The 25,460-nt window shown below is 30.3% G+C and carries 27 protein-coding genes, 1 tRNA gene and 1 other RNA gene; 9 read left to right on the top strand and 20 right to left on the bottom strand.

Features of this window, described 5'->3' with window-relative positions; translation table 11 throughout:
* Positions 1-45: 45 nt before the first annotated feature.
* Complete coding sequence (locus tag OIF36_01635) at positions 46-831, top strand: DUF4852 domain-containing protein (GenBank protein MCV6599171.1); 786 nt, start codon at positions 46-48, stop codon at positions 829-831.
* On the opposite strand, the gene addA is transcribed toward OIF36_01635, so the two are convergent.
* From addA to OIF36_01615, 4 genes are read right to left on the bottom strand one after another with little or no spacing between them, the layout of a single operon-like run.
* Complete coding sequence (addA, locus tag OIF36_01630; protein MCV6599170.1) at positions 800-4,078, bottom strand: double-strand break repair helicase AddA; 3,279 nt, start codon at positions 4,076-4,078, stop codon at positions 800-802. The two genes, OIF36_01635 and addA, sit on opposite strands and share 32 nt — an antisense overlap.
* A complete protein-coding gene (locus OIF36_01625) occupies positions 4,065-6,851 on the bottom strand; it encodes a PD-(D/E)XK nuclease family protein (GenBank protein ID MCV6599169.1) in 2,787 nt (928 codons plus the stop codon). Before OIF36_01625 ends, addA begins: the two co-directional genes overlap by 14 nt.
* A complete protein-coding gene (gene tsaE, locus OIF36_01620; GenBank protein MCV6599168.1) occupies positions 6,835-7,302 on the bottom strand; it encodes a tRNA (adenosine(37)-N6)-threonylcarbamoyltransferase complex ATPase subunit type 1 TsaE in 468 nt (155 codons plus the stop codon). Before tsaE ends, OIF36_01625 begins: the two co-directional genes overlap by 17 nt.
* An 8-nt stretch (positions 7,303-7,310) precedes the next feature.
* The gene (locus OIF36_01615) at positions 7,311-7,904 is read right to left on the bottom strand and encodes a hypothetical protein (GenBank protein MCV6599167.1); all 594 of its coding nucleotides are present in this window, start codon (positions 7,902-7,904) and stop codon (positions 7,311-7,313) included.
* Between the two features lie 118 nt (positions 7,905-8,022).
* On the opposite strand from OIF36_01615, the gene OIF36_01610 reads away from it, so the two are divergent.
* From OIF36_01610 to OIF36_01600, 3 genes are all read left to right on the top strand, one after another.
* The gene (locus OIF36_01610) at positions 8,023-9,651 is read left to right on the top strand and encodes a DNA polymerase III subunit gamma/tau (GenBank protein MCV6599166.1); all 1,629 of its coding nucleotides are present in this window, start codon (positions 8,023-8,025) and stop codon (positions 9,649-9,651) included.
* 174 nt (positions 9,652-9,825) lie between these two features.
* Positions 9,826-10,389 (top strand): A24 family peptidase, encoded by a 564-nt coding sequence (locus OIF36_01605; protein MCV6599165.1) that lies wholly within the window; start codon positions 9,826-9,828, stop codon positions 10,387-10,389.
* Positions 10,386-10,919 (top strand): HNH endonuclease, encoded by a 534-nt coding sequence (locus OIF36_01600; protein ID MCV6599164.1) that lies wholly within the window; start codon positions 10,386-10,388, stop codon positions 10,917-10,919. The genes OIF36_01605 and OIF36_01600 overlap by 4 nt, the downstream gene beginning before the upstream one ends.
* Positions 10,920-11,003: 84 nt before the next feature.
* Here OIF36_01600 and der read toward each other — a convergent pair whose 3' ends face one another.
* The 3 genes from der to OIF36_01585 all read right to left on the bottom strand — a co-directional run bounded on the left by der (position 11,004) and on the right by OIF36_01585 (position 12,857).
* Positions 11,004-12,350, bottom strand: a complete 1,347-nt coding sequence (gene der, locus OIF36_01595; protein ID MCV6599163.1) for a ribosome biogenesis GTPase Der — start codon at positions 12,348-12,350, stop codon at positions 11,004-11,006.
* A gap of 24 nt (positions 12,351-12,374) precedes the next feature.
* An RNA gene (gene ffs / locus OIF36_01590) (signal recognition particle sRNA small type) lies at positions 12,375-12,467 on the bottom strand.
* A 39-nt stretch (positions 12,468-12,506) separates the two neighbouring features.
* Positions 12,507-12,857, bottom strand: coding sequence for a hypothetical protein (locus OIF36_01585; GenBank protein ID MCV6599162.1), 351 nt, complete (start codon positions 12,855-12,857; stop codon positions 12,507-12,509).
* Between the two features lie 98 nt (positions 12,858-12,955).
* Here OIF36_01585 and OIF36_01580 point away from each other — a divergent pair, with 98 nt between their 5' ends.
* Positions 12,956-13,444: a cytidine/deoxycytidylate deaminase family protein gene (locus OIF36_01580; GenBank protein MCV6599161.1), complete on the top strand. Its 489-nt coding sequence runs from the start codon at positions 12,956-12,958 to the stop codon at positions 13,442-13,444.
* 75 nt (positions 13,445-13,519) lie between these two features.
* Here the strand turns inward: OIF36_01580 and rpsU are convergent, their stop codons facing one another.
* The 9 genes from rpsU to OIF36_01535 form a co-directional block, all read right to left on the bottom strand.
* Positions 13,520-13,720 carry a 30S ribosomal protein S21 gene (rpsU, locus tag OIF36_01575; GenBank protein MCV6599160.1) on the bottom strand — a complete coding sequence of 67 codons (201 nt, stop codon included), beginning with the start codon at positions 13,718-13,720 and terminating at the stop codon, positions 13,520-13,522.
* A 63-nt stretch (positions 13,721-13,783) separates the two neighbouring features.
* Positions 13,784-13,858: transfer RNA gene (locus OIF36_01570), tRNA-Gly, on the bottom strand.
* Positions 13,859-13,916: 58 nt separating this feature from the next.
* Positions 13,917-14,357 carry a ribonuclease HI gene (gene rnhA / locus OIF36_01565; GenBank protein ID MCV6599159.1) on the bottom strand — a complete coding sequence of 147 codons (441 nt, stop codon included), beginning with the start codon at positions 14,355-14,357 and terminating at the stop codon, positions 13,917-13,919.
* A 1-nt stretch (position 14,358) separates the two neighbouring features.
* Positions 14,359-15,033, bottom strand: a complete 675-nt coding sequence (locus OIF36_01560; GenBank protein ID MCV6599158.1) for a dienelactone hydrolase family protein — start codon at positions 15,031-15,033, stop codon at positions 14,359-14,361.
* A 1-nt stretch (position 15,034) separates the two neighbouring features.
* Positions 15,035-15,244 carry a hypothetical protein gene (locus OIF36_01555; GenBank protein MCV6599157.1) on the bottom strand — a complete coding sequence of 70 codons (210 nt, stop codon included), beginning with the start codon at positions 15,242-15,244 and terminating at the stop codon, positions 15,035-15,037.
* Positions 15,245-15,280: 36 nt separating this feature from the next.
* Positions 15,281-15,715, bottom strand: coding sequence for a DUF192 domain-containing protein (locus OIF36_01550; GenBank protein MCV6599156.1), 435 nt, complete (start codon positions 15,713-15,715; stop codon positions 15,281-15,283).
* A 107-nt stretch (positions 15,716-15,822) separates the two neighbouring features.
* Entirely contained in the window at positions 15,823-16,284 is a 462-nt protein-coding gene (locus OIF36_01545) for a hypothetical protein (protein MCV6599155.1), read from the bottom strand.
* A gap of 87 nt (positions 16,285-16,371) precedes the next feature.
* Positions 16,372-16,965, bottom strand: a complete 594-nt coding sequence (locus OIF36_01540; GenBank protein MCV6599154.1) for a ribonuclease HII — start codon at positions 16,963-16,965, stop codon at positions 16,372-16,374.
* On the bottom strand, positions 16,965-17,507 hold the full coding sequence (locus tag OIF36_01535) for a recombination regulator RecX (GenBank protein ID MCV6599153.1): 543 nt from the start codon (positions 17,505-17,507) through the stop codon (positions 16,965-16,967). Before OIF36_01535 ends, OIF36_01540 begins: the two co-directional genes overlap by 1 nt.
* 110 nt (positions 17,508-17,617) lie before the next feature.
* Between OIF36_01535 and OIF36_01530 the strand changes: the two genes are divergently transcribed.
* From OIF36_01530 to OIF36_01520, 3 genes are read left to right on the top strand one after another with little or no spacing between them, the layout of a single operon-like run.
* The gene (locus OIF36_01530; protein MCV6599152.1) at positions 17,618-18,082 is read left to right on the top strand and encodes a hypothetical protein; all 465 of its coding nucleotides are present in this window, start codon (positions 17,618-17,620) and stop codon (positions 18,080-18,082) included.
* A gap of 42 nt (positions 18,083-18,124) precedes the next feature.
* Entirely contained in the window at positions 18,125-18,370 is a 246-nt protein-coding gene (locus OIF36_01525; GenBank protein MCV6599151.1) for a hypothetical protein, read from the top strand.
* On the top strand, positions 18,363-18,644 hold the full coding sequence (locus OIF36_01520) for a cell division protein ZapA (GenBank protein ID MCV6599150.1): 282 nt from the start codon (positions 18,363-18,365) through the stop codon (positions 18,642-18,644). Before OIF36_01525 ends, OIF36_01520 begins: the two co-directional genes overlap by 8 nt.
* An 80-nt stretch (positions 18,645-18,724) precedes the next feature.
* On the opposite strand, the gene OIF36_01515 is transcribed toward OIF36_01520, so the two are convergent.
* Genes OIF36_01515 through OIF36_01505 form a run of 3 tightly spaced genes read right to left on the bottom strand, consistent with a single transcriptional unit; the run spans position 18,725 to position 23,728 of the window.
* Positions 18,725-20,461 (bottom strand): prepilin-type N-terminal cleavage/methylation domain-containing protein, encoded by a 1,737-nt coding sequence (locus OIF36_01515; protein MCV6599149.1) that lies wholly within the window; start codon positions 20,459-20,461, stop codon positions 18,725-18,727.
* Between the two features lie 10 nt (positions 20,462-20,471).
* Complete coding sequence (locus tag OIF36_01510) at positions 20,472-21,746, bottom strand: type II secretion system GspH family protein (GenBank protein MCV6599148.1); 1,275 nt, start codon at positions 21,744-21,746, stop codon at positions 20,472-20,474.
* A gap of 14 nt (positions 21,747-21,760) precedes the next feature.
* Positions 21,761-23,728 carry a prepilin-type N-terminal cleavage/methylation domain-containing protein gene (locus tag OIF36_01505; protein MCV6599147.1) on the bottom strand — a complete coding sequence of 656 codons (1,968 nt, stop codon included), beginning with the start codon at positions 23,726-23,728 and terminating at the stop codon, positions 21,761-21,763.
* Between the two features lie 132 nt (positions 23,729-23,860).
* Here OIF36_01505 and OIF36_01500 point away from each other — a divergent pair, with 132 nt between their 5' ends.
* Positions 23,861-24,370: a LemA family protein gene (locus tag OIF36_01500; protein MCV6599146.1), complete on the top strand. Its 510-nt coding sequence runs from the start codon at positions 23,861-23,863 to the stop codon at positions 24,368-24,370.
* Here the strand turns inward: OIF36_01500 and OIF36_01495 are convergent.
* Positions 24,360-25,412 carry a DNA methyltransferase gene (locus OIF36_01495; GenBank protein ID MCV6599145.1) on the bottom strand — a complete coding sequence of 351 codons (1,053 nt, stop codon included), beginning with the start codon at positions 25,410-25,412 and terminating at the stop codon, positions 24,360-24,362. The genes OIF36_01500 and OIF36_01495 overlap by 11 nt on opposite strands.
* Positions 25,413-25,460 lie beyond the last annotated feature (48 nt).

Genomic DNA, 25,460 nt, shown 5'->3' with positions numbered 1-25,460 from the left:
ATTATATAATAAATTAAATATTAATCAAATAAAAATGGAGAACATATGAAAAAAACTTTTTTGATAATAGTTTTATTATTATTAACACTTACATCGAGTTTTGCTCAAGAAGAAACTAATGATAAGGTATATCAACCAAAAATAGGTAATATAATTGATACTTTTGTTAAGTTTTCAGACTCTTATCTTTTGGATGATAGATCTTTTTTAGATGATTATATAGCTATAAAATCTTGTGAAGAGAATAAATTACTATTTAGCAATGAAATTGAAAGAGAAAAATATAGAAATAAGTTAAAAGAGTCTTTATTAAAAAATAAAAAGACAAACCCACATATTTATAGATTTGTTAAATCCTTGTATATAGAAAAATATGATTTTGATAAGCAGAGAATAATATTGAACAAGAGAAGTTTCTTTAATAATATATCAAATATAAAACTACCTTTGAGTAAATCTGAGAACAAATGTGCATATCATAATATATCTTTGTTGAAAAAAACTTTTTTTGTTGATTTGGATGCTTTTATTAATTTAAAATATTTAGATCTACCTTTAGAAAAAGCAGAGACTGTTATTCCAAATTTAGCTATACATAATAAGAAGAGAATATTTTTTATTGTTGTAACATTAGATTTTAATGACTTAATATTTTCAACAAATAAGCAGGTTTTATTTGGATCAGATGTTTTAGATATTAGTTTCTCCTCTGATGTTAGAGGTGAAAATATATTTGCTAAATATGATTTCAATGATCATAGAAGAAAAACAGAAGAAGATTATTTAGAAGGACTTAATTTTAAGCTTGATTCAGGAAAATCAACTTACTAGTATTTGTCCATAATATTGCAGTTTTAATATTTTTATTTGGGTATACTTTTGAAAGTATGCCCTTATATATTTCTAATTGCTTTTTATAAGAATTAGGGGTATCTTCTGCTGTTTCTGCTGGGGGTCTGTTTGATTTATAATCAACTATTATAATTTCATCTTCTTTTATGCAAAGTCTATCAATTACACCTGAGTATTTTTCACCATTTATTTCTCCAACTATAGGAACTTCGGCAAAAGAATTTTCTGAAAATAAGTAGGAATAATTATTAAATATGCTCATAATCTCTATTTTTATTTGTAATATTTGCTCTTGCGATAAACCGTGTTTAGAGTTCTTCAAGAAATCACTACAAGCTAATTCTTTGTTGCTAGTGTTTGGAAGTATCTCTAAAAGCTTATGAATTATTAACCCTCGCTTAAAGAATATAGAATCGTTATTTTTAAATGGAGAAACACTTATATTCTCTTCAAGCAACGAAGGTGTTTTAGGAGTTTCTTCCATACCTTCATTTTCTATTTCTTTAAATATAAAGTCTTTATTTTTAATTTCAGGAGCCATTATTTTTTTGTCTTTAAGTTTGCTTTTAGATTTATTTAAATCATAAGTTGTATTTCCATAGCAATAACCACCTTCTATAGAATTACCTATAGATTTTATCGAATCGTATAGTTTATATCTCCAAGATTCAGCAATATGCTTTTCACCGTAAGAGCTGATGTATAATCTGTCCTCAGCTCTTGTTAGAGCTACATATAATAACCTTTTATGCTCTTCTATTTTTAGTTTTCTAGCCTCATTATAAGCATCTTCAGATATATCTGACATCATTTCTTTTTTTGGAAGCCATATAGGAAAATTTCGATTCCAAAAGACTCTTTCTTTTCCCATGAATGTAGAGCTTTTAGTTGTGTCTGGTAAAAATACAATAGGAGATTCAAGTCCCTTTGATCCATGTATAGTCATAACTTTTACTTTTGTTGATTTTTCAAATTCTCTTTTTATTTCTATAGAGCTATTTATAAGCTCATGTAAGAAATTCTGCATAGAAATAATATTTAGTTTTTCAAAGTTTATGCTAAATATTAACAGCTCATCAATTGTTTCTTTTACATGTTCCCCAATGTGTTTTATGAAAGCTCTTTTTCCTGAAATGTCATCATTGGGACAAGGAGATATTAAAATATAGTTTATAAAGTCATATGGTCTAATAAAATCAACTTTTTTTAATAAATTTGTTAAATAATTAACTATGTTTTTATGTTTTGAGCTTTTAAGTAGTCTGCTCCATAATGTTTCTTTGTTTCTATTGTATGCTAACTCAAATAAGTCTTCTTCACTAATGTTTATAAGAGGTGTTTTTAGTAGCTCAGCTAAACTTAAATCATCACTTGGTAGTAAAAGAAATTTTATTAGGCTAACAAAATCATCAACTAATAACTCTTTTTGTAAATAGAATTTATCAGCACCCTCAACTGGTATTGATTTAGCTTTTAACTCTCTATAAAGCAGGTTTAAAAAATTAGTTTTTCTAGAACTTAACAATATCATAATATCAGCTGGAGATATAGGCTTATTTGTTGCTGGTAAAATATCTTTGCTATCCAATAGCTCTCTTATTTTGGAAACCATTTTTTTAACTGATATTTCAAAAGCTTTTAAATTATTATCTTTATCATTTTCTATATGATCCCAAACCTCTATATATCCCGGAGAGTTTTCTTTAAAAGCTGTATGTTCAATTGTTTCTTTTGCAATACCCTCTTCATTGTTTTTAAATACTTCATCGACAAATTTTAAAACTCCAGGTAAAGATCTAAATGATACAGACATAGGAACTTCTTCAAAAGAGTTTCCAGCATGTTTAATTTTTTTCTTGAAGAAAGTCTTTTTCTCTTGGAATAATTTTAAATCAGCTCCTTGGAAAGAGTAAATTGATTGCTTTTCATCTCCAACCACAAATAAAGTTTTTTGTATAATTTCTTCAGTTGAGCTACCTACGAAAAATTCATCAGTAAGTCTATCAATTATCTCCCATAAATCAGGAGATGTATCTTGTGCTTCATCCACTAGTATATGGCTGATTCCTCCATCAAGTTTAAACATGACCCAAGGATTTATATCTGATTTTTTTAACAGGCTAAGAGCTTTAAAAATTAGATCATCGAAGTCTAAAACTGATAGAGATTCTTTCTGTTCGCTATAAGTATTAACTATTTCTAAAGATAGGTGTAAGAATGATTTGTTTAATTTATAGAGTTTTAAGTTTTTTATCTTTTCTATTGTATCTATACATCTATTTGCTTCATATGAGAAAATATCACTTTGCTCTGCTTTTTCAAAAATCTTTATGTGATTCCCATTAGGTTTAAGAGTACTGTTTGATATAAATATATTTTTGTATTTATCGAATCTTATTTCTACAGGAACAGAGTTATCTTTATATAATTCAAACAAATTTAAACAGGATATAGCTCTTTTTCCCCCGGCTTCTTTCAAAACAGATTCTATTAAATCATTGTTACTAAATTGTTTTAAAAATTCTGCACAAATTTTTTCTTCTGAAGTGCTTTTATATACTTGCCAAAAGTTAGAAAGCTCAGAAAATATATCCTCTCTATATTTCTTAAGAACTTCAAATAGTTTGTTTTTATTTGAAGTAATATTTTTAGTCAGACTCTCAAAATCTTTTTCAGATATAACAGATAGTATTCTTTTTATATCTTCTTGAATGTCCTTATTTTTTATTGCTTTTGATATAGAGTTTTGAAGTATAAGGTCTGAGTTTACTTCATCAATAACTTCAAAGTGAGGAGAGACTTCAGACTCTAAAGGAAACCTTTTTAGTATTTTTTGACAGAAAGAGTGAAGGTTTTGAATATTTAAAGGTGAATCCAAAATTATTGCAAAAAGCTCTCTTGCTTTTGACATTATTTCATCAGAGATTGTTTGATTTATTGGTAGCTTTATTAATTCTTTTCTAAGGTCTTCATCTGGCATTATGGACCACTCTTGTAGAGTATTATTTATTCTACTTGCCATTTCAGAAGCAGCAGCTTTTGTAAAAGTTAAACAAACTATCTTATGAGGAGAAACTCCGGTTAATAATAATCTTAGAACTCTATCTCTTAAGACTTTAGTTTTACCTGACCCTGCTGATGCAGAAACCCAAACTGATGACATTGGATTAGATGCTTGTGCTTGAGAGTCGTTAGCAATTTTTTGTATGTCTTTAATACTCGTCATCTAATTCCCTCCATAACTTTAATCTAGCTAAATGCTCATATTTATTGTATTTAAGATGTTTGTTATCATGAGGCTCTGCAACAAAAGGTTCTTTCCCATATTTGAACTTAGCAATTAACTCTTTTAACTTGTCTAGGGTCTGCTGTAAATACTCTTCATCAATATCTTTTTTTCTAAACTCTTTTTTTTCATCTTTTATTGACCAAATTAAAATTTTATCTACATTGTCTTTTGTTTTTGCAATGTTGAAGCCATTATTGTTTGCAATTAATGCTTCAATTGATAATTGCATATAGTCGAGATTCTCTATTTCTTTTGCATAAGGTAGTGTTCCTGTTTTATAGTCTATGATATTCACTCCATTCATACCAATATCAATTCTATCTGCTTTAGCAATTATATTAGCTCCATCTATAACAATGTTGCCTTTTGTCTCTGTAGCTATATTTTGATACCCTTCTTGTCTTCTTTTTACCTCTTCTTTAATAAAGGAGGTAATTGCTTTTTCAAATTTAGGCCACCAAAAAGAATGGTATTTGCTATCTCCAAGCTTTTCCTTAAATATAGCTTTGCTAATTTCTATCAACTCTTCTTTAGGATTATCAGGCAAATCTTTAGGATATTTTTTTATAAACTCTTCTAAGCATTTGTGTATTATATTACCTTTAGTTGCTGCAGATAATTCCTCTTCAAGTTCGTCTAATTTATAAAGCTTTAAAATTGTTTTTGCATAAAAAGCATAAGGATCTTTGGTTAGCATGTCTATAGATGTAACAGAGATATCTCCTTTTAATCTAGCTTCTTCTTTTGGGCAGGGGCAAGGTTTTACAGGTTCAATTAGATCTACTTTAGTTAACTCTTTTTCAAACTTAACCCAGTTTTTATCTATAGGGATATTTAAGCCCTTAGAGTTAAGAACTCCTTCTATTCTATTTAAGAACCTAGATTTAATGTTTATAGATGTATTAGACTTTTTTGCTCTGGTTAAATAAACTTTGTCAAAGTTAAAGGCATTACAAAAATCAAAAGCAGAAGTTCCAATATTTTTATCTGGAGAACTCATGCCAAAATCTTTTTTCATTGGTCTGGACATCCAGCCATCTATATCTGGCTCTGGAGGCCATATGTTTTCGTTCAGCCCACCTAAAACTGTAACATCAGTTGTCATTAATCTTGATTCTGTTAAACCTAATATTGATAATCTTGGGTGGAATCCATATTTTTTTCTCACCTGTTGATTCGACATCAATAATGTGAATACTTCAGCATACTCTTCAAGAGTTATTTTTTCATTGGTAGAGTTCTCAAAAACTTCGTGAATATAGTTTGCTAATTCTTCAGAAAAGTCTCCTTTCCAAATTATTTCATCTCCTGACATTTCATCTGATGCTGCTAATTTTTCTGCAAATAAAACATGAGCTTTAATTAATTCTTTGAACGAGTGTTCTTTTTTATCTTTTAGTATTCCTGCTGAATTTAAAATATACTCTGGCAAGGTAAATTTTTTCTCTGTTCTAAAGAGTACTTCTGCTTCTTTAATAGATGACTTAAAAAGAGACTTGCTTTGACCACAGCTTGCAAAAGGGTGTTTCATACAAGCTAAATATGATAGAATAGAAAAGTTATCACACACCATGTTTAAGACTAGTTTCAACCAGTTAGCTATTGGTGTATATTGAAGAGGTTGACCAGATGAATCATTAGCCATTATACCCCATCGCTCTAGCTTACTTGTTACACATCTAGCTAAGTTCCTATCAGGAGTTATTAAAGAAACTTTTTGTTCCTTTTTTTCTAATTCATATCTTAATATTAGGGAGATAATCTCTGCTTCGTCTTGTTCATTTTCACATTCTGCATAAAATAAATTATCTAAAGATTTTTCTAGAGAATGGTTATCTCTCCATTTTGTTATTTTGTTTGCAGGTAGCATAGATAGACTAGTTAGCTTTTGTCTTTTGCTTAATTTAGATGTTAAATCCTTAACTTCATTCTTATCAATATTTAAAAAATTAATTATTTCGTGATTACCAAAATTATAATTAATTTCATTTATATTGCTGAAGTCTAAACTCCTATCTAATCCTTGAAGTATTATTGTGCCATTTTTTAAACTATAAACTGTTTTTATAAGTTTAAGCATGGATGGGATTGTGCTAGAAAATCCTGCAATAATTATGTTTTTATCTGTATTCTCTTGTTTCCATATATTAGATTGTTTCTCCAATATTAAGTTTCTCTGTTTTGCTTTTGATATTAAGTTTTCTTTTTCTAGGTAAGCTTCCCAAAAGTTATAAACATTTCTTATAAAATCTAATGTTAATTGCCAGTGTTTAGAAAAGTCCTCTGGGACAATGGAATCTAAATTATCAATTGATAAGTTCTCTGTTTCTATTTTATCCATCAAAGATCCTAGCTCATAAGCCAGCTTTATTGATTGAGATTTATTTAGTTCAAAACTTGAATCTTCTAAAATAAAGTTAGATAAAACAAAACATCTTTTTATATCAGATATAGACAGAGGAATATCTGTATTTGTCAATATTGAAATACTCTCTTCATCAAACATGTTCAAAGATATTATTTGAGGAAGAATCATGTTGGTAGTTTTTGCAGAAAAAGCACTTCTTAAGTTTCTTACAGATCTTGATGTTGGTAATATAACAAGATATTTAGATAGTTCTATAACATCACCGTTTGTCTTCTCTAACAATTCATCTGCTAGAAAATCACAAAAGTCAATTCCAAAAGGTATGTTATAAATCGATCCCATTTAAACGCTCTTCCATTTCTCCATGTCCTTTAATCAAGGCTATTCTATTACTTGAGTTTTCTTCAAAAGAAATCTCTATTTCTAGCCTATCTTTTGGAGTTAAGTGTTCTAGCTTTTGAGGCCATTCAACAAGAACTACTCCATCGTAACAAGCATCTTCCCAACCTAAATCATAAACCTCTTCAGGGTGTTTGATTCTGTATAAATCAAAATGCCAAAGAGTAAAATCTGGTAAATCGTAAAATTGCACAAGTGTAAATGTAGGAGAAGGAACTTCTTGATTATCATTATTGCTAAGGTTTCTAATTAGTGCTCTTGAGAAAAATGTTTTTCCTGCTCCTAAATCTCCGTTTAGAACAACTATATCTTTTTTCTTTAAAAGAGGGCCTATTTTTTTAGCTAGGTTTATTGTGTCTTTCTCACTTTTTATTATTATTTTTTTTGTAAACATAAATCTCCTTATAGGCTGAAAGTTTTTAAACAAGAATTTGTGTCATTAAAACCTTTTTTTTCAAATTTAGTTTCAATGAAAGCTAGCATTCCTTTGTAAAAATAAACTTTAGCTGAACATGTATTGTTTTTGTATTCCCAAAGAGAAATATCGCCACTGTTTTTCTTTTTGTTTGCGGGTATCAATATTTGCTCTATTTCATAATCTCTTAAACCTTTTATAGATTCATAAGTTATATTCTTCCTATACTCGGTTGCTGTTTTTAACACTTTTTTGAGTTTCTTTTTGTTTATAGAGTTATAACCTTTTATAGGATTCTTTGCTTGAGTTTTTTCAAGTTTTGTAAATACATCATTGCTAACAACACCTCTCAAGTCTGCAAGCATCTTATCTGTTGTTGAGGTGCTTCTTTTTTTAGGTGATTTAAATCTAGAGTATTTCTTTCTAGGGACATATTTTTTTTTAGTCTGTTTTACTACTTTTTTTATTGGATCATTATTTTTAATTGCAGTAGTTTTATGCTTTACATTTCCTGTAGAGCATGAAGCTAAAAATATAGCTACAGTAAGCAATAAAAATATTTTTTTACAATTCCTAAACATGAAGAGTATTTTATATTTTTTTAATTGTAAAATCAAGAAAAAAGCAACGGTTAAATTGTTAAAGATAGTCTATGTTTTTTTCTTGCAAAAAAGCTAAATTTAATTTATGTTTATTTTTATGACAGAAGAAAATAATAATGAAAAACAGTATAAAGTTTTAGCAATAAAGTATAGGCCTCAGAACTTTGATGATTTAATCGGTCAAGAGGCTCTAGTTAGAACTCTAAAGAATGAGATTGAAAGTGATAGAATACATCACTCTTTTATGCTTACAGGTATTAGAGGTATTGGTAAGACAACTTCTGCAAGAATTATCGCAAAAGCATTAAATTGTATTGGTCCAGATGGTAAGGGCAGAGAAACTCCTAATCCATGTGGGGTTTGTGAGCACTGTAAAGCAATATCTCAAGATAGACACATGGATGTTATTGAAATGGATGCTGCATCAAGAACAGGTGTTGATGATGTTAGAGAACTAATAGATTCTGTAAAATATGCTCCAGTTTCTGCTAGATATAAAGTTTATATTATTGATGAAGTTCATATGCTGTCTAAGAATGCTTTCAATGCTTTATTGAAAACATTAGAAGAGCCTCCTGCTCATATTAAGTTCATATTTGCTACTACAGAAATAAGAAAAGTTCCTGTAACTGTTTTGTCAAGATGTCAACGATTCGATTTATCGAGAGTTTCGATAAGTGATTTGAATGCTCTGTATAAAAAAATAGCTGGGTTAGAAAATGCTGAGTTTGAAGATGAAGCAATATCTCTAATCTCAAAAGGAGCTGACGGTTCCGTTAGAGATGGGCTAAGTTTATTGGATCAGGCAATATCTCTTTCAAGTGGTAAAATAACGGCTGATCAAATTCATAATATGTTAGGTTTTTCTGACTTTTCAAGAATAATTGATTTATATGATTATACAATGAAAGGAAAATCTATAGAAGCTTTAAGTTTATTAGAAGACTTATATAACAAAGGTGTTGCTCCTAATATAATTCTACAAGATTTAATAGAGTTTAATCATTTTATAAGTAAATTGAAAACATCTACAGATATATTAAATAACTCAATATTTTCTGAAGATGAAAAACAAAAGGGCTTAGAGTTATCAAAAAGTATTTCAATGAATACTCTTATGAGAACATGGCAAATTTTATTAAAGGGAGTTGAAGAACTTAACTACTCTCCTAATCAGAATTACTCTATGGATATGTTGATTATAAAGCTTCTTTATATGAACGATATGCCTTCTCCAACTGACATAATGAAAAGTGTTGAGGGCTTAAAAAAAAAGCCTAATTTAATACCTGAACCTGTTTCAAAATCTAATTCGATAGACACTAAAATAGAGGTTATTCCCTCTAAAGTAGAGGATAGCAAACCAAATCCGCAAAGCTTTCTTGAGGTTATAGAGCTATTTAAAGCAAGTAAAGAGCTAATTATAACGGGACAATTGCAGAGCTCTGCTCATTTAGTTAGTTTTGAGGTTGGAAGAATTAAGATAAATTTATCTCATAATTTAGACTCTGAATTTACAAGAAAAGTATCAAATAAGCTTTCTGCTATTACAGGTAGAGATTGGATTGTTGAAATATCTGATGAAAAAGGTGAAGACTCTATATTCGAGCAACAAAAAAAAGCTTATGAAAAAGAAAAAATAGAGGTAAAACAAGATGATAATATCTCTGAAATATTAAAATTCTTTCCAGATGCAGAAATTAAAAAAATTAGAACAATGAACTAAATTTTCTTGCATAAAGAATAAATTAATCTTAGTATCATATATATGATTATTATGTATTATTTTTTAGCAATTATTTTAATTTTAGGGCTTTGTTATTATATAGCTCGAAACTTTTATGAACTAGCTAATTTTATCAATTATACAGAGAAGCTAACAAAGCAAGAAAAGAAAGGTATGAGCTTTCTTAAAAGCAAAAAATGCCTTTACTCTTTTTTGTTAATTAATGCTGTTATTTTGGGGGTTAATTTTTTTGTTTTTACAGGTATTCAATACTTTATATTATATTCTCTTGTAACTACTTTTTTAGTTTCATGTTTTTATATGGATTTTTCAGTAAAGCTATTGCCTGATGTGTTTACAATATCAATACTGTGGTTGGCTTTAATAGGATCTGCTTTAAATTTAACAAACATGCAAGCATCTGAGTCAATTATTGCTGCATCTGTATTGTATTTAGTTTTCTTTGGAGTCTCTACAGTCGGAGAAGCTATAGCTAAAAAACAGGCTCTTGGTGGAGGGGATATTAAAATAATGGCAGCTTTTGGAGCTTTGTTTGGTATGCAAAATAGTTTATTAATACTTATATTGTCCTGTGTTATAATGATAGCTTTTGTGGCTTTAATAAAGATTTTTAAAGTTGATTATGATAAAGAGCTTCCTTTTGGGATAGCTTTAACAACTTCTGCTTTAATAAGTTTATTTTCTTCAAATCTATTTTTCATGGGATTGTGGATATGAATGTTAAAAATGTAAAAATAGATAAAACAATACCGTTGAAAGAATTGGAGTACAGTATTCCAACTGAGAAGAAAAGGCATGCTGTTAGATATGAATACGAACACTCATTTAGAAAAGATTTTCTAGAGTTTATTGCTAATAATGAAAGAGATAATTTAAAGCAAGCAGGCTTGTGGGATAGTTTGATAGATAGAACTTTAGCTAAAGGAAAAACTCCTCCTGGTTGGGGTGTTCATCATAAGATTCCAATACATGGTGGTGGGCAAAATAATATAGAAAACTTAATTTTTATAAGGTTTGCAGAACATTTTCAGATACACAGATATATAGATTGTTTTATTGAAGATATGTCTGAGGGAGATAGTAGGTTTATAACTATGCCTTATCCAGAAGGTAATGTTTATATCCCAACAGAAAAAAATTCTGATGTTAAGCCTAAAAGTCACGAAGAGACAGATGAAGAAAGAAAGGCTAGGATTGAGCGAAACCGAAGAGAGAAGAAAAAAGAATATCGTTCAAAAACAAAATAGTTTTAACTCTTTTTATTGGATAAGTTAAAAGACAGCTTTTAGCTGGTCTTTTAATGTTTTAATATTATTAAAATAAAATATAGTCTATTTTTTATCTACATAAGGATTTTTAGATGTTCTTACCATTATTCTAATAGGAACACCTTTAATTCCGAACTCTTCTCTTAAGCCATTAAGCAGATATCTTTTATAAGAATCTGGTAAATCTTTTGGCTTTGAAACAAACAGAGCAAATGTTGGAGGATTTGTTTTTGTTTGAGTCATGTATCTAATTTTTTGTTCTCTTTTATTTGAAGTAAGTGGTGGCAAATGTTGACAAACAGCATAGTCTAACCATCTGTTTAGCTCACCTGTTGTTACTCTACTGTGCCATATATCATAAATATCTAAAACTTCATCTAGCAATTTATTTACATTCTTTTTATGTAAAGCTGACATGGTTACTACAGGAACACCTTTTATTTGAGATAGAGATAAATCTAGTTTGTCTTTAATTCTTGTTAGAGCAGCTTCTTTATTTTTAGCTGAATCCCATTTGTTAACAGCTAGAATAAGAGCTCTACCTTCTTCAATAACATGCTTTGCAATTAATAAATCTTGTTTGTCTAGAATAGCATTTGCATCAACCATTAATACAACAATTTGAGCAAGTCTAATAGCTCTAGTTGAGCTTGAAACAGAAGCTTTCTCTAGATGGTCTTTAATTCTAGATTTTTTTCTCATTCCTGCTGTATCAACAAGTCTTAATTTTCTTCCTTCGTGTTCCCATTCAACTGCAATAGAGTCTCTAGTAATACCTGCTTCAGGGCCTGTAAGAACTCTATCTTCTCCAATAATTGTGTTGATTAGTGTTGATTTACCCACATTTGGTCTTCCTACAATTGCTAATTTAATAGGGTTTTGCGGATCGTCTTCATCAAATTCATAGTTTTCATAATCATCATATATCGGTTTTATGGCCTTATATAAATCATCCATACCAATTCCATGTTCTGCAGCTACTTTTACAGGTTCACCCATTCCTAGTTCATAAGCTTCAACTAAGTTATCTAAAGCTGTTCTGCTTTCACATTTGTTTGCTACAAGTATAACTGGTATTTTTTCTTTTCTTATAATGTTTGCAAATTTTTTATCTATAGGAGTAATTCCTTGTCTAGCATCAAAAAGCAATATTGCTAAATCTACATTTTTGATTACACTCTCGGTTTGAGCTCTCATTTTTCCAGGAACACTATCATCAAACATGTTCTCCCAACCAGCTGTATCGATTATGTTAAATTCCATATCTCTTAATCTAGCTTCTGATTCTTTCCAGTCTCTAGTAACACCAGCATAGTCGTTAACAATAGCTAGTTTTTTCCCTACTAGTCTATTAAAAAGAGTTGATTTACCAACATTTGGTCTTCCTACAATTGCAATATTAAACATTATATTTTTTTTTCCTATAGTTAAAAAAGAGTCGAATAGAATAACCCAGAAAGTATATGCTACGGCTGCTTTCTTTCGAACCTGACCGAGTTCACAAATATTTCTGCCTACCTATTCGACGAATTATCTTATATCATAAAGTTAAAAAAAAGTCAAAATTTACTTTTTTCTATGCCATGTTCTGTTTAAATTTTTGTGAACTTTATTTCTGAAAGCCTCTTCAATATCTACTTTATGTTGATTTGCTATAGACATTAAAAATATCATGCAATCTGCTATTTCTTCACCAATATGCTCTTTGGAAGTTTCTCCACGAGAAGCATCATCAACAGCAGAGCCTTTCATGCTTCTTCTCACTGCACCTGCTAGCTCTCCAACTTCTTCCATTAAATGAAAGCACTCTTTGATTTGATCTGACCAGTTAAAACCTAGATATTCTTTTTGTTTTATAACCATTTCTTGAAAGTCTTTCATGGTTGGGTTTTCAATGTCAAATCTTGGTTTTTCCATAGTTATTCTCCTTTTGTTTTTAATATGCTAACACAAATAAAAACAAGTTGCAAAATGTTTTTTTATATGTTTATATTAATAAAAACAGGAGATAAATTATGTCAGATAAATATATAAGACCAACTTGGGATGAGTACTTTTTTGAGGTTGTAGAAGCTGTTTCAAAGAGAGGCTCTTGTGATAGAGGAAGAACAGGATGTGTTATTGTAAAAGATAAGCAGATTCTTTCTACAGGCTATGTTGGAGCCCCATCTGGATTGCCAGATTGTTCAGAAGCTGGGCACTTATTAAAAAAAGTTACACATGAAGATGGAAAGACAACACAGCATTGTATGAGAACAGTTCATGCAGAGCAAAATGCTATTTGTCAGGCTGCTAAAAAGGGTATTGCTCTTGAAGGTTCTACAATGTATTGTAAGTTAGCTCCATGTAGAGCTTGTGCAATGATGATTATACAGGTTGGTATAAAGAAGGTTTATGCTGCAAAAGCTTATCATGCTGGCAGTGAGGCAATTGAAATGCTTAAAAGTGCCGGTGTTGAGTTTAAAGTTTTAGATGATACTGTGCAAAAATATGATAATCAATAAAGAATAGATTTAATATTTATATAATATAAAAAAACCTCACTTTTCAGTGAGGTTTTTTATTATTCTTTGAAATCATTATTCAGATGCTCTTCTTTTTCTTTCAAGCTTTCTGATTCTACGAATCGCTTCGTCTTTAGCTTCAGCTTTTTTCACAGAAGGTTTTGTATAATGTCTTCTTTTTTTCATTTCGTTGAAGATTCCTTCACGACTAAGTTTTTTCTTCAAAGATCTTAATGCTTGTTCAACATTGTTTTCTCTAACATTAACTTGTACCATACTTTTCACCTCCTTCATAGATAAAATAAAAAAGCCTTTACGGCTTTTGTAAAACTTTTAAAATGGAGCGGAAGAAGGGATTTGAACCCTCGACCCTAACCTTGGCAAGGTTATGCTCTACCCCTGAGCTACTTCCGCATCGCCGTTAAGTGTTTTCATTTTATATCTCAATTTGAAAAAAAATGCAAGAGTTTTTTTAATTATCTTTAATTTTTTGCACTTCAGCTACAGCAAGAGCATCAGCTCTTTCGTTCTCAGGATGACCTGCATGACCCTTGACCCAATGCCAACTGACTTTATGAATTTTAACCTGGTCATCTAGTTCTTGCCATAATTCTTTGTTTTTTACAGGTTTCTTGTTAGCGGTCTTCCAATCGTTTTTCTTCCAGTTAAATATCCATTGAGTAATACCATTTTTAACATAAGAACTATCTGTAGTTATATCTACTTCACAAGGCTTCTTTAAAGCTTTTAGCGATTCGATTGTTGCTTTAAGCTCCATTTGATTGTTTGTAGTTTCTTTTTGTCCACCAGACATTTCTTTTTCTTTAGAGCCGTATCTAAGAATAGCTCCCCAACCTCCTGGGCCAGGATTCCCAGAGCAGGCACCATCTGTAAAAATTTCAACTTTTTTCACTTTAGATACTTTCCTTTAATATATTTAATCCAAATGCAATTGCTTTTTCAGGTATTTCATGAAATGCAAAATCTGAAACGAGCTCTTTATATTCTATATTATGTTTTACTAAGCTGTCAATGTTTTGTTTATGCCAGTTAAATGATACAACATCATCTAGCTTACCATGCGACAATCCTACAATCTTAGGTTTTGATTTTATTTTACTTATTTCGTTATCAAATAAGATTCCTGAATATGCTAAAACAGCTTTTACTGGGGTCTCTCTGTTAATAGCAGTGTAAACGGACATGGTTGCACCTTGAGAAAATCCTACTAGATATAAATTTTCCGCCGGTATTTGCTTTTCTTTCATAATACTGTCAATAAATTGATTTAATTCTGAAATTGATTCTGATACTTCTTTTTTCAGTCTTTTCATGTCTAATTTAGAACTATCACAGTTATTTATGCCTTCCATATCACAGTTATATAATTGGAACCACTGGTATCCATTTGGAACAAACTCACAATCTTGACAAGCATTTGGAGAGACAAAAATTGCATTTGGTAATGCTGTTGAGAATATATCTCCCAAAGCTATTAAATCATCTTTATTTGAGCCAAGACCATGTAAAAAAACTACTAAGCTTTCAGGTTTCCCTTTTGGTTCTATTATTGAATATTTATTTATCATATTAGTGTACCGTAGCGATATTTATGTTATGTATAGAGGCTAAGTGTCTAGCTTCAAATTCATCTGATACAGTAGCTAGCTCTGTGCCATCTGCCGCATACATAATTATAAGATTTTCATTACCTTCTTGAACTTCTCTAACATAAGCTAGTTTGTTTACTCCAACAAACATTAGCTCTCCTTGTGTTAATTTTTTTTCTAAATTTTCCATACTATTCATATAGTGGTAATACGATTTTTTTTCAAGTTAATTCTTTAAAATATAAGCTTTATCGCCAACTTTTATATCAAACTTATTAGCGAATCCAGATTTTGTCTCAATTACATATAAAGATTTTTCTTTTGATCTTATGTGTTTTAAAGACAGAGGGGTATTATTTTTTTCTATTTGAGAAATTATACCATCTTTATTTATAAAGAATATGTCCAGAGGAATATATGTGTTTTTCATCCACATAGATATATATTTTTCTTTATCATATTTAAATACCATTCCATATTTCTCAGGAATATTCTTTAAGAACATTAAGCCATATTTCTTTTGTTCATCTGTTCTTGCTATTTCTGCTTTTATGGTTATGTTTTTGTTAAAGTTTATAAAGCCTGTATCAAATTTAGGTCTTCTGTTTGAGCAACAAGCTAAACACACGAGCATTATAAATATAATCTTTAATAATTTCATATTTTCCACCTTTGTTTTATTTGTAGCAAAAAAAAATAATAAAAGCTATAAATAAAAAAACAACCGAAAAAAATATTCGGTTGTTTTTTTAAACTATAGATAACTAATTAAGCCGTATAAGCTAATTTTTTAGCTGCTGGCTTGTTCTGAGCTTTAAGTTCAGGAGCCTTTTTCATTTTTCCTTTAGCTTCTTGTAAATCTTTTTTGAAGCTTTCTTTAGCTTTATTGATTAATTCGTTCATTTTTTCTTTATCATAAGAATATTCTTCTTTTGCATTTTTAATTCTATATTGATAAACACTTTTAGCATATTGATAATCTTTCTTGAAATCTTTTGCAGAATATTTGTTTACTTGATTGTTTTTATTGTAGTGGCCAGTGCTGTTGTCTAATTCTACATTCAAGCTTTTTTGTACAACGGCTTTGTTAGTACCCATGTCTCCTAGAATTAAGTTATCAATTGCATAATTAGCTATGTTTCCACACTTTGAAACTAGTAAAGATGTTCCAAGTAATATCCCTGCTACAATTGGTAATGCTTTTTTAAAATCGCTATTATTTTTTCTCATGGTTATCTCCTTGTTTTATATAAGTAATAATATCACAAAATATGCCAAAAATCAATAAAAATGTTATAAAATATTAAAGTAATAAGTTTATTTGCATGGAGAGAAACTTTTTCTGTGTTTTGAAGTGATACCGTGTTCTTTTATTGCTTTTAAATGAGCTTTAGTTCCATATCCTGCATTATTTTCCCACATGTAATAAGGGTGCTTTGATGCTAGCTCTGTCATTACTCTATCTCGTTCTACTTTTGCAATAATTGATGCTGCTGCAATAGAGCATGAAAGAGAATCGCCTTTTATTACTGTCTCGACTGTAAATTCGGGCAAATTTGGAGACTTATTTCCATCTATAAGACAAACATCAGGCTTTTTGTTTAACCCTTTTATAGCTCTTTCCATAGCTAATAGTGCTGCATTTAGAATGTTTGTCGAATCGATTTCTTCTACTGTTGACTTTTCAATACTAAATATAGCATGTTTCTTTATCTCTTGAGAAAGAGTTTCTCTTTTTTTAGCACTTAACTTTTTACTATCTTTTAATTGTTTGAGTATATCGTCTGGAAAGCTATTTGGTATTATTACAGCAGCTGCATATACATCTCCTGCTAAACAACCTCTTCCTACTTCATCTACTCCACAAACCACTTGCTCAGAGTATTTATTTTCTATAGATAAATCTGGCATTATTCCTCCTCTAAAGCTTTTTTTGCAATATCATAACTGAAACCAGCTCGAGCCATTGAAGCTAGTTCTTTTTCTTTTGTTTTTTCGTTAATCTCTTTCGTTCTAAATCTTCCGATTCGTTTTTTCTTAGCATATTTTATAGCTGTTTCAAGCTCTCCTTCATCTGAATCGTATAAATCTTTATCTGCTTTTTGTATAGATTTATTAATCATTTCCTCGCTTAAACCTTTTTGTCGAAGCTTATATGCAATTTTTCTTTTTGAATTTCCTGAATACCTTAAGCTTCTAGCTTTCATGTTTGTGTACATTTCATCGTTTAAATATCCGATTCGTTGTAATTTATCTATTAGCTCATTTAACCATTCTTTTTTTTCCTCAATATTATCATCTTCATAGAACTTACAAGATCTTATAATTTTAGTCATTATGACTCTTCTAAGGTTTTCTGAAGAGCTGGAGAACCGTTCTAGATAATATAGAGCATAGTTCTCTAGGTATCTTGGAGTTATTTTTTTAGGTTTTTTATTTCTGGTTTTATTCATAACACAGGATTATATAGCAAGAGTTTTTTATTTCAATAAAAATATTTGAATTTAAAGAGTATATATGTTATATTTAGTAGTGTAACAACTTATTTTTTAAGGAAAATAATATGAAATCTAGAGCTGGTCTTGACAATCAAATTATTAAAGCTGTTGAATATAGCGAAGATGGATATCGTCATGAGATATATAATCAAATTGTTGATAAAAATGGAAGAGAAATTAGTCCATTATATGAAGCTGTAACGGTTGATCATGAGAACAATTGCTATGAAGTTCAAGATGATGGACATAAATTTCGTATTGGTTCAGATATGCAGCTTATTAGTGAGTTTAAGAATAGACCATCTATAAAATGTTCTCGTGTTTCAGATAATAAGAGTTTATCAGAGTCTCTTGAAACAGAAGATGGTTCTTTATGGAAATATGCTAAAGAGCACTCTAAACCTATAGTTTCAAAGAAGAAGATTGAGCCTGTAAAAATTAAAGTTAAAAAAGTTGCAAATCCAAAGCTTAGAAGAAAAAAGGATATAAGAGTTATTCCAGGAATTGGCTCTATAAATCTTTTTAGATAAAATTTATTGAAAAGTTCTTGTTATTAGTATATAAATATACTTATGAGTAAAAGAATTTTAGAAGAGTTAGATAAATTAGAACAAGAATTAGAAGCTGTTGAAAAGTTTCTAATAAGTAAAAAGCATAACTATAATAGCTATAAGAGTGATTTGCTAGATAAGTGTGATGCTTTAGAAAAAGATTTGCAAACCGAAAGAACTAAGAATAAAAAAATATCAGATATTATTTATAAAAATATAAACAAACTAAACTCTATTATAGAAAAAGAGGAGAAGAGGAATGCCTAATATAAATGTAAGTATCAATGGTAGGTCTTTCTCTGTTTCTTGCCAGCCAGGAGAAGAATCTCGAGTGCAAGACTTGGCTAATTATGTTGATGAAAAAACCAGAATTGTTACTAGAGCTGGTACAGGTATATCAGAAGCTCAAGTTTTAATGCTTTCTTGTTTGCTTTTAGCAGATGAGGTTAAAAGTGGAAAGACAAATTCTTTAAATGAAGACGAAATTATGGCTAGAATTGAAAAGATAAGTGTTAAAGTCAAAGCATTGTCCAATAAATAGATTTTTATTTATTTTAATAAAAAAGAGACTAAATTTTTTACTGTTATGTAAATTTTAGTCTCTTTTTTTATGTTTAAACTCTATTTGATGTATCCAATTACATTGATTTCTAACAAAGGGTTACCATCGTTATCTAAATTTATAAATTCATCAACATTAACAATTATATTTTGATTTATAGGAACAGGAATTATACTTTGGGATGTTTTGTTATTATCATAGGAATGAAATATATTATAAGTAACTCCATCAACTATTATATCAGCTGATTGGTTAATATCAGATTTTGTTTCTAATATTAAGTGTTTTATATTATTAGAATCTAAACCTTTATCTGTTAATTTTTCATTATATCTTGCACTAGAGAATTCATAAATTCTTGGACATAATTTTCTATCTCTACATGGGGAATTACAGCTATATTTATGAGTATTAAAGCTCCATATTCCTCCACAGGTATAAATCCAAGGAGGATTTAAAGGACCGTTATCTATAGCATATTGTCTACATGTTGCTGCAGATGTTCTTTCGGTAAATATCATATCACTAAGAAGAGGTACAGGACCGCTTAAAAAATACATTGATTTTTTCCAGTCAATTTTTCTCCAATCACCTACGAAAGGAGTATCAATATTTCCATCATTATCGCTATCTGGATTGTATTTATAGTTTTCATTTTCATAACATCTTAAAAGCTCTCCAGTTGCGGAGTCAACAGCAATTACATTCTGAGTCTTTTTTAAATCACAGCTTGTTCCTTCAGCTGCTGAGAAATTAGTTTTAAACCCACCTTTTGATTTAAATACAGGAACTTCATCTTCTCCAGCAGAGTTTTGTTTATTACTACTAAATGTTAAAGAAGGTGCTCCTATTTTAGACAAAACATTATCACCATTATTATCTGTTATTATATTTCCATCGCTATCTAATTGTAAAGAAGATAACCCTTCATTATATGTTAGGTGGCTTCCTTGTAGAGCATTTGGCTCTGCATTTATATCTGTATCTGGAACAGCATTAAAGAATATAGATGAGGCATCAGTAAGAGAGTTATCTATATTTAAATCTGTTTCCATAGTGTTTTCATTTCTATTATCTAGATTTTCATTTTGTGATAAGTATTTAGTTGCAGCATCGCTCTCTGTTATGTTGCTGATTATAGCTATAGCAGGAGATCTATCTACAGGTATTTTTGCTAAAATATCATTAATTCTTGTTGTTATAGAGGTGTTTGCTATTGGCAAATCATCTTCTATTTTCCAAATACCATAAGGATTGCTGATGCAGAAGTTCGTTGATGCTGTGCAAGGGTTTACAAGAGATGAAGGAGAATAAACTATACCTCCTTGAGCATCTTTTATAATTCTGCTTAAATTTTTAGAGTCTAACCAAGTTATATAGCTCTTATCATTTATAGCATATATAATAATTTGCAAGCTTTTCTCTTCTGGTAAATTTACTGGGTTTAAAGTGTTGTAAGGTATTCTCACTACCGCTTCATAATCACTTGAGTAAGGAGACTTGCCTGTATAAGAAAGTAGATCTGAAGACTCTTGAGTATAAACATTGTCTAAATCTAGAGTTATAACTCCTCCGTTTGCTAGAGCATCATTATACATTTTAGTAAATCTAGATGATACATAGTCAGTTGAGTCATCAATAGTTCTTTCCATTTGATGAGCTGTTGTTTGTAGCTTTAATTCTTTAGCTTTTTCATTTATGTATTTTATTAAAATTAAAATAACTATTCCTAATAAACCTAAGACTAGAACTAATTCTAATAATGTTATACCTTTTTGCTTATTTCTTTTTAGCATAATTTTCTCCCTACTCTAAATAACCTAAATATCTTACAACTGTATAATCGTCTGGTAAATTACTTAAATCTTTATATAATACAACAATATACTCTTTTGATGTATCGCTATTTCTTAATAGAACAACAACTGATGATGCAGAGTCTGGTATGTTACCTATTGAGGACTCTTGTATATATGCAGTCTTTGAAATTTCTTCCCAATTGCTATTTGCACAGTGCAAGAAATTATTATTCTTATTAAGAGCAAGTATTCCAGAATCTTCACAAGATGGGTAATTTCCAGATGAGTCTTTCTCTATTACTAAACCAGTTGAAAGCCCCCCGTCAGAAACTAGAGTTGGCTGACCAATTGTTGGATTGCTTTTATCTTGTAGAGTTAGTGTTGGATGATTATATCCAATTATTTCATCTGTATTTCCGTCGCCATCAATGTCATTCTCATCTTTTATATCTTGCCCAGGAGTATAAATTAGCTGTGTTCCATCAGAGAACTTTCCATCTGCTCCAATGTTAGCATTAAAGAATATACTAACATCTTTTTCCTCAGAGTTTACATCAAAGTTTGTTAAATTAAGGTTTGTGTTTAAACTATTATTATTTAGATTGCTACCTATTTTTTTTCTGTAAACAAAAGCACTTCCGTTTCCGTTATCAATAATAGATCTTAAGAATACAGAGCTTTCCCCTTCAACAGGCAGGAATCCTGTGAAAGCAGTTGTGAAGTCAGCAGTTGGTTGATATGACCATAATGCTAAAATTCCTTGAATGCATGAAGTTACATTACCTGAAGAATCTTTACATGGATTTGTAGGAGCTGTATTTGTGAAATAAATTCCTCCAGAACCACTAGGAGCCATTGAGGCAATTCTTACATCGTCAAAAGTTTTAGAGTCATTTGTATCAGGTAGGGTAACAAATAGCTCAATGTTATCTACATTTTTTATTGCTCTAATTTCTGCAACATTTTTATAAGGAGATTGGTTGTTATTAAAGCTTTTTGCTAAATAACCATTGTCTATTAAATCATCTTTTATGCTAATTTCTTTGAAGTTACCATTAACATTTATGTTTATGTCATTGAATATAGTTTCATAGTTTTCTACTAAAAAAGTCTCTGAAGCTTTTAAAACAGAATTTAGATATGCAGAAGTTGATTGATTCTTTAAGATTCTTTCTTTTCTTTGCATAAGAACAGCTACACCTGCTAAAAACAGAGCAAGTAAAAATGTAGCAAAAATTAACTCTAATAGAACTACACCTGATTGTTTTTTATTCTTTTTCATTAACATATCTACCTCTATTCTATATAACCTATGATTTTTGCACCAATTCCATCCGCAGCACCAGCACCCCCACCGCCTCCAGGGTTGTTGTTTCTTACATTTATGTTAGCTCCAATTGTTCCTAAGCTTCTCCTTCCTACGCGAGGTATAAAACCCCATACAGTATTTGAAAAATTAAAAGACGAAGAGATGTTTGTAAAAGTTATACCTGTACATTGACCGCCCGCACCCAAGCATATACTACTTGGGGAAGCTGGTTGATATATAAAAGCCCCTGGATAAGCACATAAGCTACAATGTATTCCAACATTTAATGTTATGTTAGCTCCTTTTGTTACATTTATAGTATTGTTAATAGATGTTAAGGTAAATGTGCTACCTGAAGGAGATATGCTAGGGTTATGAGGAGTGCTAACAGTGAAGTCTCCGACTCTTTTATAAGTTAGTTTTCCCTCTTTTATAGGAAAGATTCCTTGTCCAGAGAACTCATAGCTATCGCTTGGCTCACTCGCAGGAATGTTTATATCTAATAGCTTTCTATAAAGTCCAGAAATAGGATCTTTAATCTCAAAAGAAACAGCTGATTTTGTACCATGAGTATGTTCTACTGTCGCTTTATCTATTTGAATGACTACAGCTGAGGCATTCTCTAAACTAGCATCGTAAAACTCGAAGTCAGTATCATTATCTGTTGGCTTTGTTAGCTCAATGTCTGTATTATTTAAATAATTTACATCTCCAAACTCTTTCCAAGTTCCTGCTGTTGCATCATTTGTATCTCGATTTGAGATGCATTTTAAGAGCTTACCATCGCTTGCTCGTGCAATTAGTCCAAAATCACTATAAATGTTTGCCGCATCAAACAAGCAACTTGTTCCTGCAGTTTTATCAAGTTCTGTTATAATTCCGCCTTCTGCAGAAAAATAAGGAGATTCTCCGTTGCTACTATTTAAAGATAAGACCGCTTTAGTGATTGGCTCTTCAATTCCGTCATTATTTCTATCAGCAAACTCTTGTTTGTAAGTTAAGTTACTTCCAGAGAAATCTTTAATACCATCTGCATTTAAATCTCTATTCTTCATTGCATTAAAGAATATACCCTGTTCTTTTTTTACAATAGGTTTTCCGTCTGCATCAACATCATCAATTTCATCAGGAACAAAATTTAAATCTGAATCTACAAAATTAACCTCTGGATGACTTGCTACAGGATTTTTGTATAGAGATTTTCGATCCAGTTTATTTCCGTCAATAAATGTTACAGCTAATGGTATAACATCAGTAGTTAAAGGTGTTGGAGTAAATACCCCTTTAAAAACAACGGCAGGATCTTTTAGCTCCCAATTGCTATACATACCTCTTATACAGTTGTTGCTAGTTTCTGTTCCGTCTGCTTCAACTGTTTTCTTACAGAAATTCATAATTGAGTCAGCTCCATACCAAATAGCTCCCATACCGTCTTTAATTCCTGAAACAATGTCATTTTTATTTATAGTTGTTATATCATCACTATTTGTGTTAAATACTGCAAGTTGTATTACATTCTCTTTACCAACGAAAGATACTCCCACTTGGAGGTCTGTTTTCCAAGGAGTTTTCTCGATAAAGCTATTTCTCAAATATCCTTGAGCCTTTAAATCTGCAATATCAATTTTCAAAGCAGCAATTGTTATTTTGTCGTTTTCATCAATAACTCCATCGCCGTTTATATCTGAACTTGCTTGATGTTGATTCGTTCCAGATGCAGAGTTAGTGCTTTTGGCTGTGTCTAAATCTCTCTGAATTTCCGCGAAATTATCAATTACATAATCATTTGAAGCTTCAATAAGCTTAGTCATCTTAGCAGATGTTAATAGATTTTTTACATTATCTGTTTGTTTTGCTATTAATATGATTATACCTATCGCTATAATTGCAATTATAGCTACAGTTAGAATCATTTCGAACAGTGTTACACCTTTTTGGTTACTTCTTTTTATCATACCAAACCCCATATTATTTATCTATAGTTTAATTTTAAGAGATTATATGTTATAAGTCAAACAAAAACATTGACTTTTTGAGCTTTTTGTTTTTATAATTAGCTATATTTATAACATAGAAATGGGGTTAATATGCCAATATTGAACATACTATTAATAGTGGGGATATCTTTTTTAATATATGGAGTTGCTATATATGCAGTTTTAAGTCATCTGAAAACATCATCAGAGAGCTTGTTAAATTCTCTTAAAAGCAAATTTATTAAAAGGAGTGATTCACTAGAGGGGCTTATTAAATTAATAGAGCCATCTCTTAAGAAGAATGACAAAACGATTAAAGAATTAAAAGATTTCTTATCTAAAAAAGAAAACGACTTATTAAAGCAAGTATTGGTTCAAAATAATATATCTAAAAAAGTTGCTGAGATTTTTAGCAAAGTTTCAAAAGATAAAGATTTAAATGCAGATAAAAACTTTAAAAGGCTTAAGTCTTCTTTTGAAAAAGATACAAAAGAAATAGAAAGTGTTATCAATAAATATAACTCTATTTCATCTAGTATAAATGAGGCTTCAGAAGAATTTCCTAAAAACATTATTTTCAGAGTTCTAAAAATTACAAAGATTGAAAAGATTAATCTTTAATTTCTTCGTTTAATCTATCTCTTATTTTTTGCCTTAGTTTATCAATAGGGTACAGTCTTCCGTTCTCTTCATAATACCAATATGTCCAGCCATTACAAGATGTTTTGCCATGTATGAATGCTCCTGTTTTGTGTATAGAGCTTCTTAGTTTTCCATTTTCGCACTCTACTAGCAATGAACCGTCAGCAAAAAGCTTCCCAGAGTGTTTTCTCTTATTAGAATATAAGGTTATTCCTGGCTTCAAAAGTCCCTCTTCCAATAAAATGCCAAAAGGAACCTTAGGCTCTTTTCTTTTTAGAGGTTGTCTTAGTAATTCTTCTTCTTTTATAGGCTCTACAGATTCAATTCTAGCGGTGGCTAATTCTACATAAGCTTTCTCTTGATCTATACCAATAAAGTTTCTTCCTAATTTTTTAGCAACGGCACCACTTGTTCCTGTTCCAAAAAATGGATCAAGAATTATATCTCCCGGGTTTGTTGATGCCATGATTATTCTATAAAGTAAGCTCTCAGGCTTTTGTGTTGGATGAGCTGTTTTCCCTGCTTGATTTTTAACTCTTTCTGCTCCTGCACATATTGGCAGAACCCAGTCGCTCCTCATTTGAGAATCGTCATTGATTATCTTCATAGAATCATAGTTAAATGTATATTTCGATGCTTTGCTTTTGCTTGCCCATATCATTGTTTCATGAGCATTCGTGAATCTTGTTCCTTTGAAATTAGGCATTGGATTTGTTTTTAGCCATATAACATCATTTAAAACCCAAAATCCTAAATCTTGCAATATTGCTCCACATCTAAAGATGTTGTGGTAAGAGCCAATAACCCAAATAGTTCCGTCATCCTTAAGTATTCTTCTTGCAGCAGACATCCATTTTTTTGTAAATTCATCATATGCCTGATTTGAATCAAATTTATCCCAGTCTTCAGATACTCCTTTTACATAAGTTTGATCTGGACGAAATAAATCTCCATAGAATTGCAGATTATATGGAGGATCTGCAAAAATCATATCTACAGATTTTTCTGGTAAAGAATCCATGAAAGATATTGAATCTGTCGCATAAGCTTTATTTAATTTGTCTTCTGA

The organism is Alphaproteobacteria bacterium (genome assembly GCA_025800285.1).
In the GTDB taxonomy this organism is placed as follows: domain Bacteria; phylum Pseudomonadota; class Alphaproteobacteria; order JAOXRX01; family JAOXRX01; genus JAOXRX01.
Note: the sequence above shows the minus strand (reverse complement) of the source record. Positions and strands in the feature narration are given on the sequence as shown.

What these genes read in the sequence shown, in the direction of transcription:
- OIF36_01635 (MCV6599171.1), top strand. Translation starts at nt 46, where the DNA reads ATGAAAAAAACTTTTTTGATAATAGTTTTATTATTATTAACACTTACA.
- addA (MCV6599170.1), bottom strand. Translation starts at nt 4,078, where the DNA reads ATGACGAGTATTAAAGACATACAAAAAATTGCTAACGACTCTCAAGCA.
- OIF36_01625 (MCV6599169.1), bottom strand. Translation starts at nt 6,851, where the DNA reads ATGGGATCGATTTATAACATACCTTTTGGAATTGACTTTTGTGATTTT.
- tsaE (MCV6599168.1), bottom strand. Translation starts at nt 7,302, where the DNA reads ATGTTTACAAAAAAAATAATAATAAAAAGTGAGAAAGACACAATAAAC.
- OIF36_01615 (MCV6599167.1), bottom strand. Translation starts at nt 7,904, where the DNA reads ATGTTTAGGAATTGTAAAAAAATATTTTTATTGCTTACTGTAGCTATA.
- OIF36_01610 (MCV6599166.1), top strand. Translation starts at nt 8,023, where the DNA reads ATGACAGAAGAAAATAATAATGAAAAACAGTATAAAGTTTTAGCAATA.
- OIF36_01605 (MCV6599165.1), top strand. Translation starts at nt 9,826, where the DNA reads ATGAGCTTTCTTAAAAGCAAAAAATGCCTTTACTCTTTTTTGTTAATT.
- OIF36_01600 (MCV6599164.1), top strand. Translation starts at nt 10,386, where the DNA reads ATGAATGTTAAAAATGTAAAAATAGATAAAACAATACCGTTGAAAGAA.
- OIF36_01585 (MCV6599162.1), bottom strand. Translation starts at nt 12,857, where the DNA reads ATGGAAAAACCAAGATTTGACATTGAAAACCCAACCATGAAAGACTTT.
- OIF36_01580 (MCV6599161.1), top strand. Translation starts at nt 12,956, where the DNA reads ATGTCAGATAAATATATAAGACCAACTTGGGATGAGTACTTTTTTGAG.
- rpsU (MCV6599160.1), bottom strand. Translation starts at nt 13,720, where the DNA reads ATGGTACAAGTTAATGTTAGAGAAAACAATGTTGAACAAGCATTAAGA.
- OIF36_01560 (MCV6599158.1), bottom strand. Translation starts at nt 15,033, where the DNA reads ATGATAAATAAATATTCAATAATAGAACCAAAAGGGAAACCTGAAAGC.
- OIF36_01555 (MCV6599157.1), bottom strand. Translation starts at nt 15,244, where the DNA reads ATGGAAAATTTAGAAAAAAAATTAACACAAGGAGAGCTAATGTTTGTT.
- OIF36_01550 (MCV6599156.1), bottom strand. Translation starts at nt 15,715, where the DNA reads ATGAAATTATTAAAGATTATATTTATAATGCTCGTGTGTTTAGCTTGT.
- OIF36_01545 (MCV6599155.1), bottom strand. Translation starts at nt 16,284, where the DNA reads ATGAGAAAAAATAATAGCGATTTTAAAAAAGCATTACCAATTGTAGCA.
- OIF36_01540 (MCV6599154.1), bottom strand. Translation starts at nt 16,965, where the DNA reads ATGCCAGATTTATCTATAGAAAATAAATACTCTGAGCAAGTGGTTTGT.
- OIF36_01535 (MCV6599153.1), bottom strand. Translation starts at nt 17,507, where the DNA reads ATGAATAAAACCAGAAATAAAAAACCTAAAAAAATAACTCCAAGATAC.
- OIF36_01530 (MCV6599152.1), top strand. Translation starts at nt 17,618, where the DNA reads ATGAAATCTAGAGCTGGTCTTGACAATCAAATTATTAAAGCTGTTGAA.
- OIF36_01525 (MCV6599151.1), top strand. Translation starts at nt 18,125, where the DNA reads ATGAGTAAAAGAATTTTAGAAGAGTTAGATAAATTAGAACAAGAATTA.
- OIF36_01520 (MCV6599150.1), top strand. Translation starts at nt 18,363, where the DNA reads ATGCCTAATATAAATGTAAGTATCAATGGTAGGTCTTTCTCTGTTTCT.
- OIF36_01515 (MCV6599149.1), bottom strand. Translation starts at nt 20,461, where the DNA reads ATGCTAAAAAGAAATAAGCAAAAAGGTATAACATTATTAGAATTAGTT.
- OIF36_01510 (MCV6599148.1), bottom strand. Translation starts at nt 21,746, where the DNA reads ATGAAAAAGAATAAAAAACAATCAGGTGTAGTTCTATTAGAGTTAATT.
- OIF36_01505 (MCV6599147.1), bottom strand. Translation starts at nt 23,728, where the DNA reads ATGATAAAAAGAAGTAACCAAAAAGGTGTAACACTGTTCGAAATGATT.
- OIF36_01500 (MCV6599146.1), top strand. Translation starts at nt 23,861, where the DNA reads ATGCCAATATTGAACATACTATTAATAGTGGGGATATCTTTTTTAATA.
- OIF36_01495 (MCV6599145.1), bottom strand. Translation starts at nt 25,412, where the DNA reads ATGGATTCTTTACCAGAAAAATCTGTAGATATGATTTTTGCAGATCCT.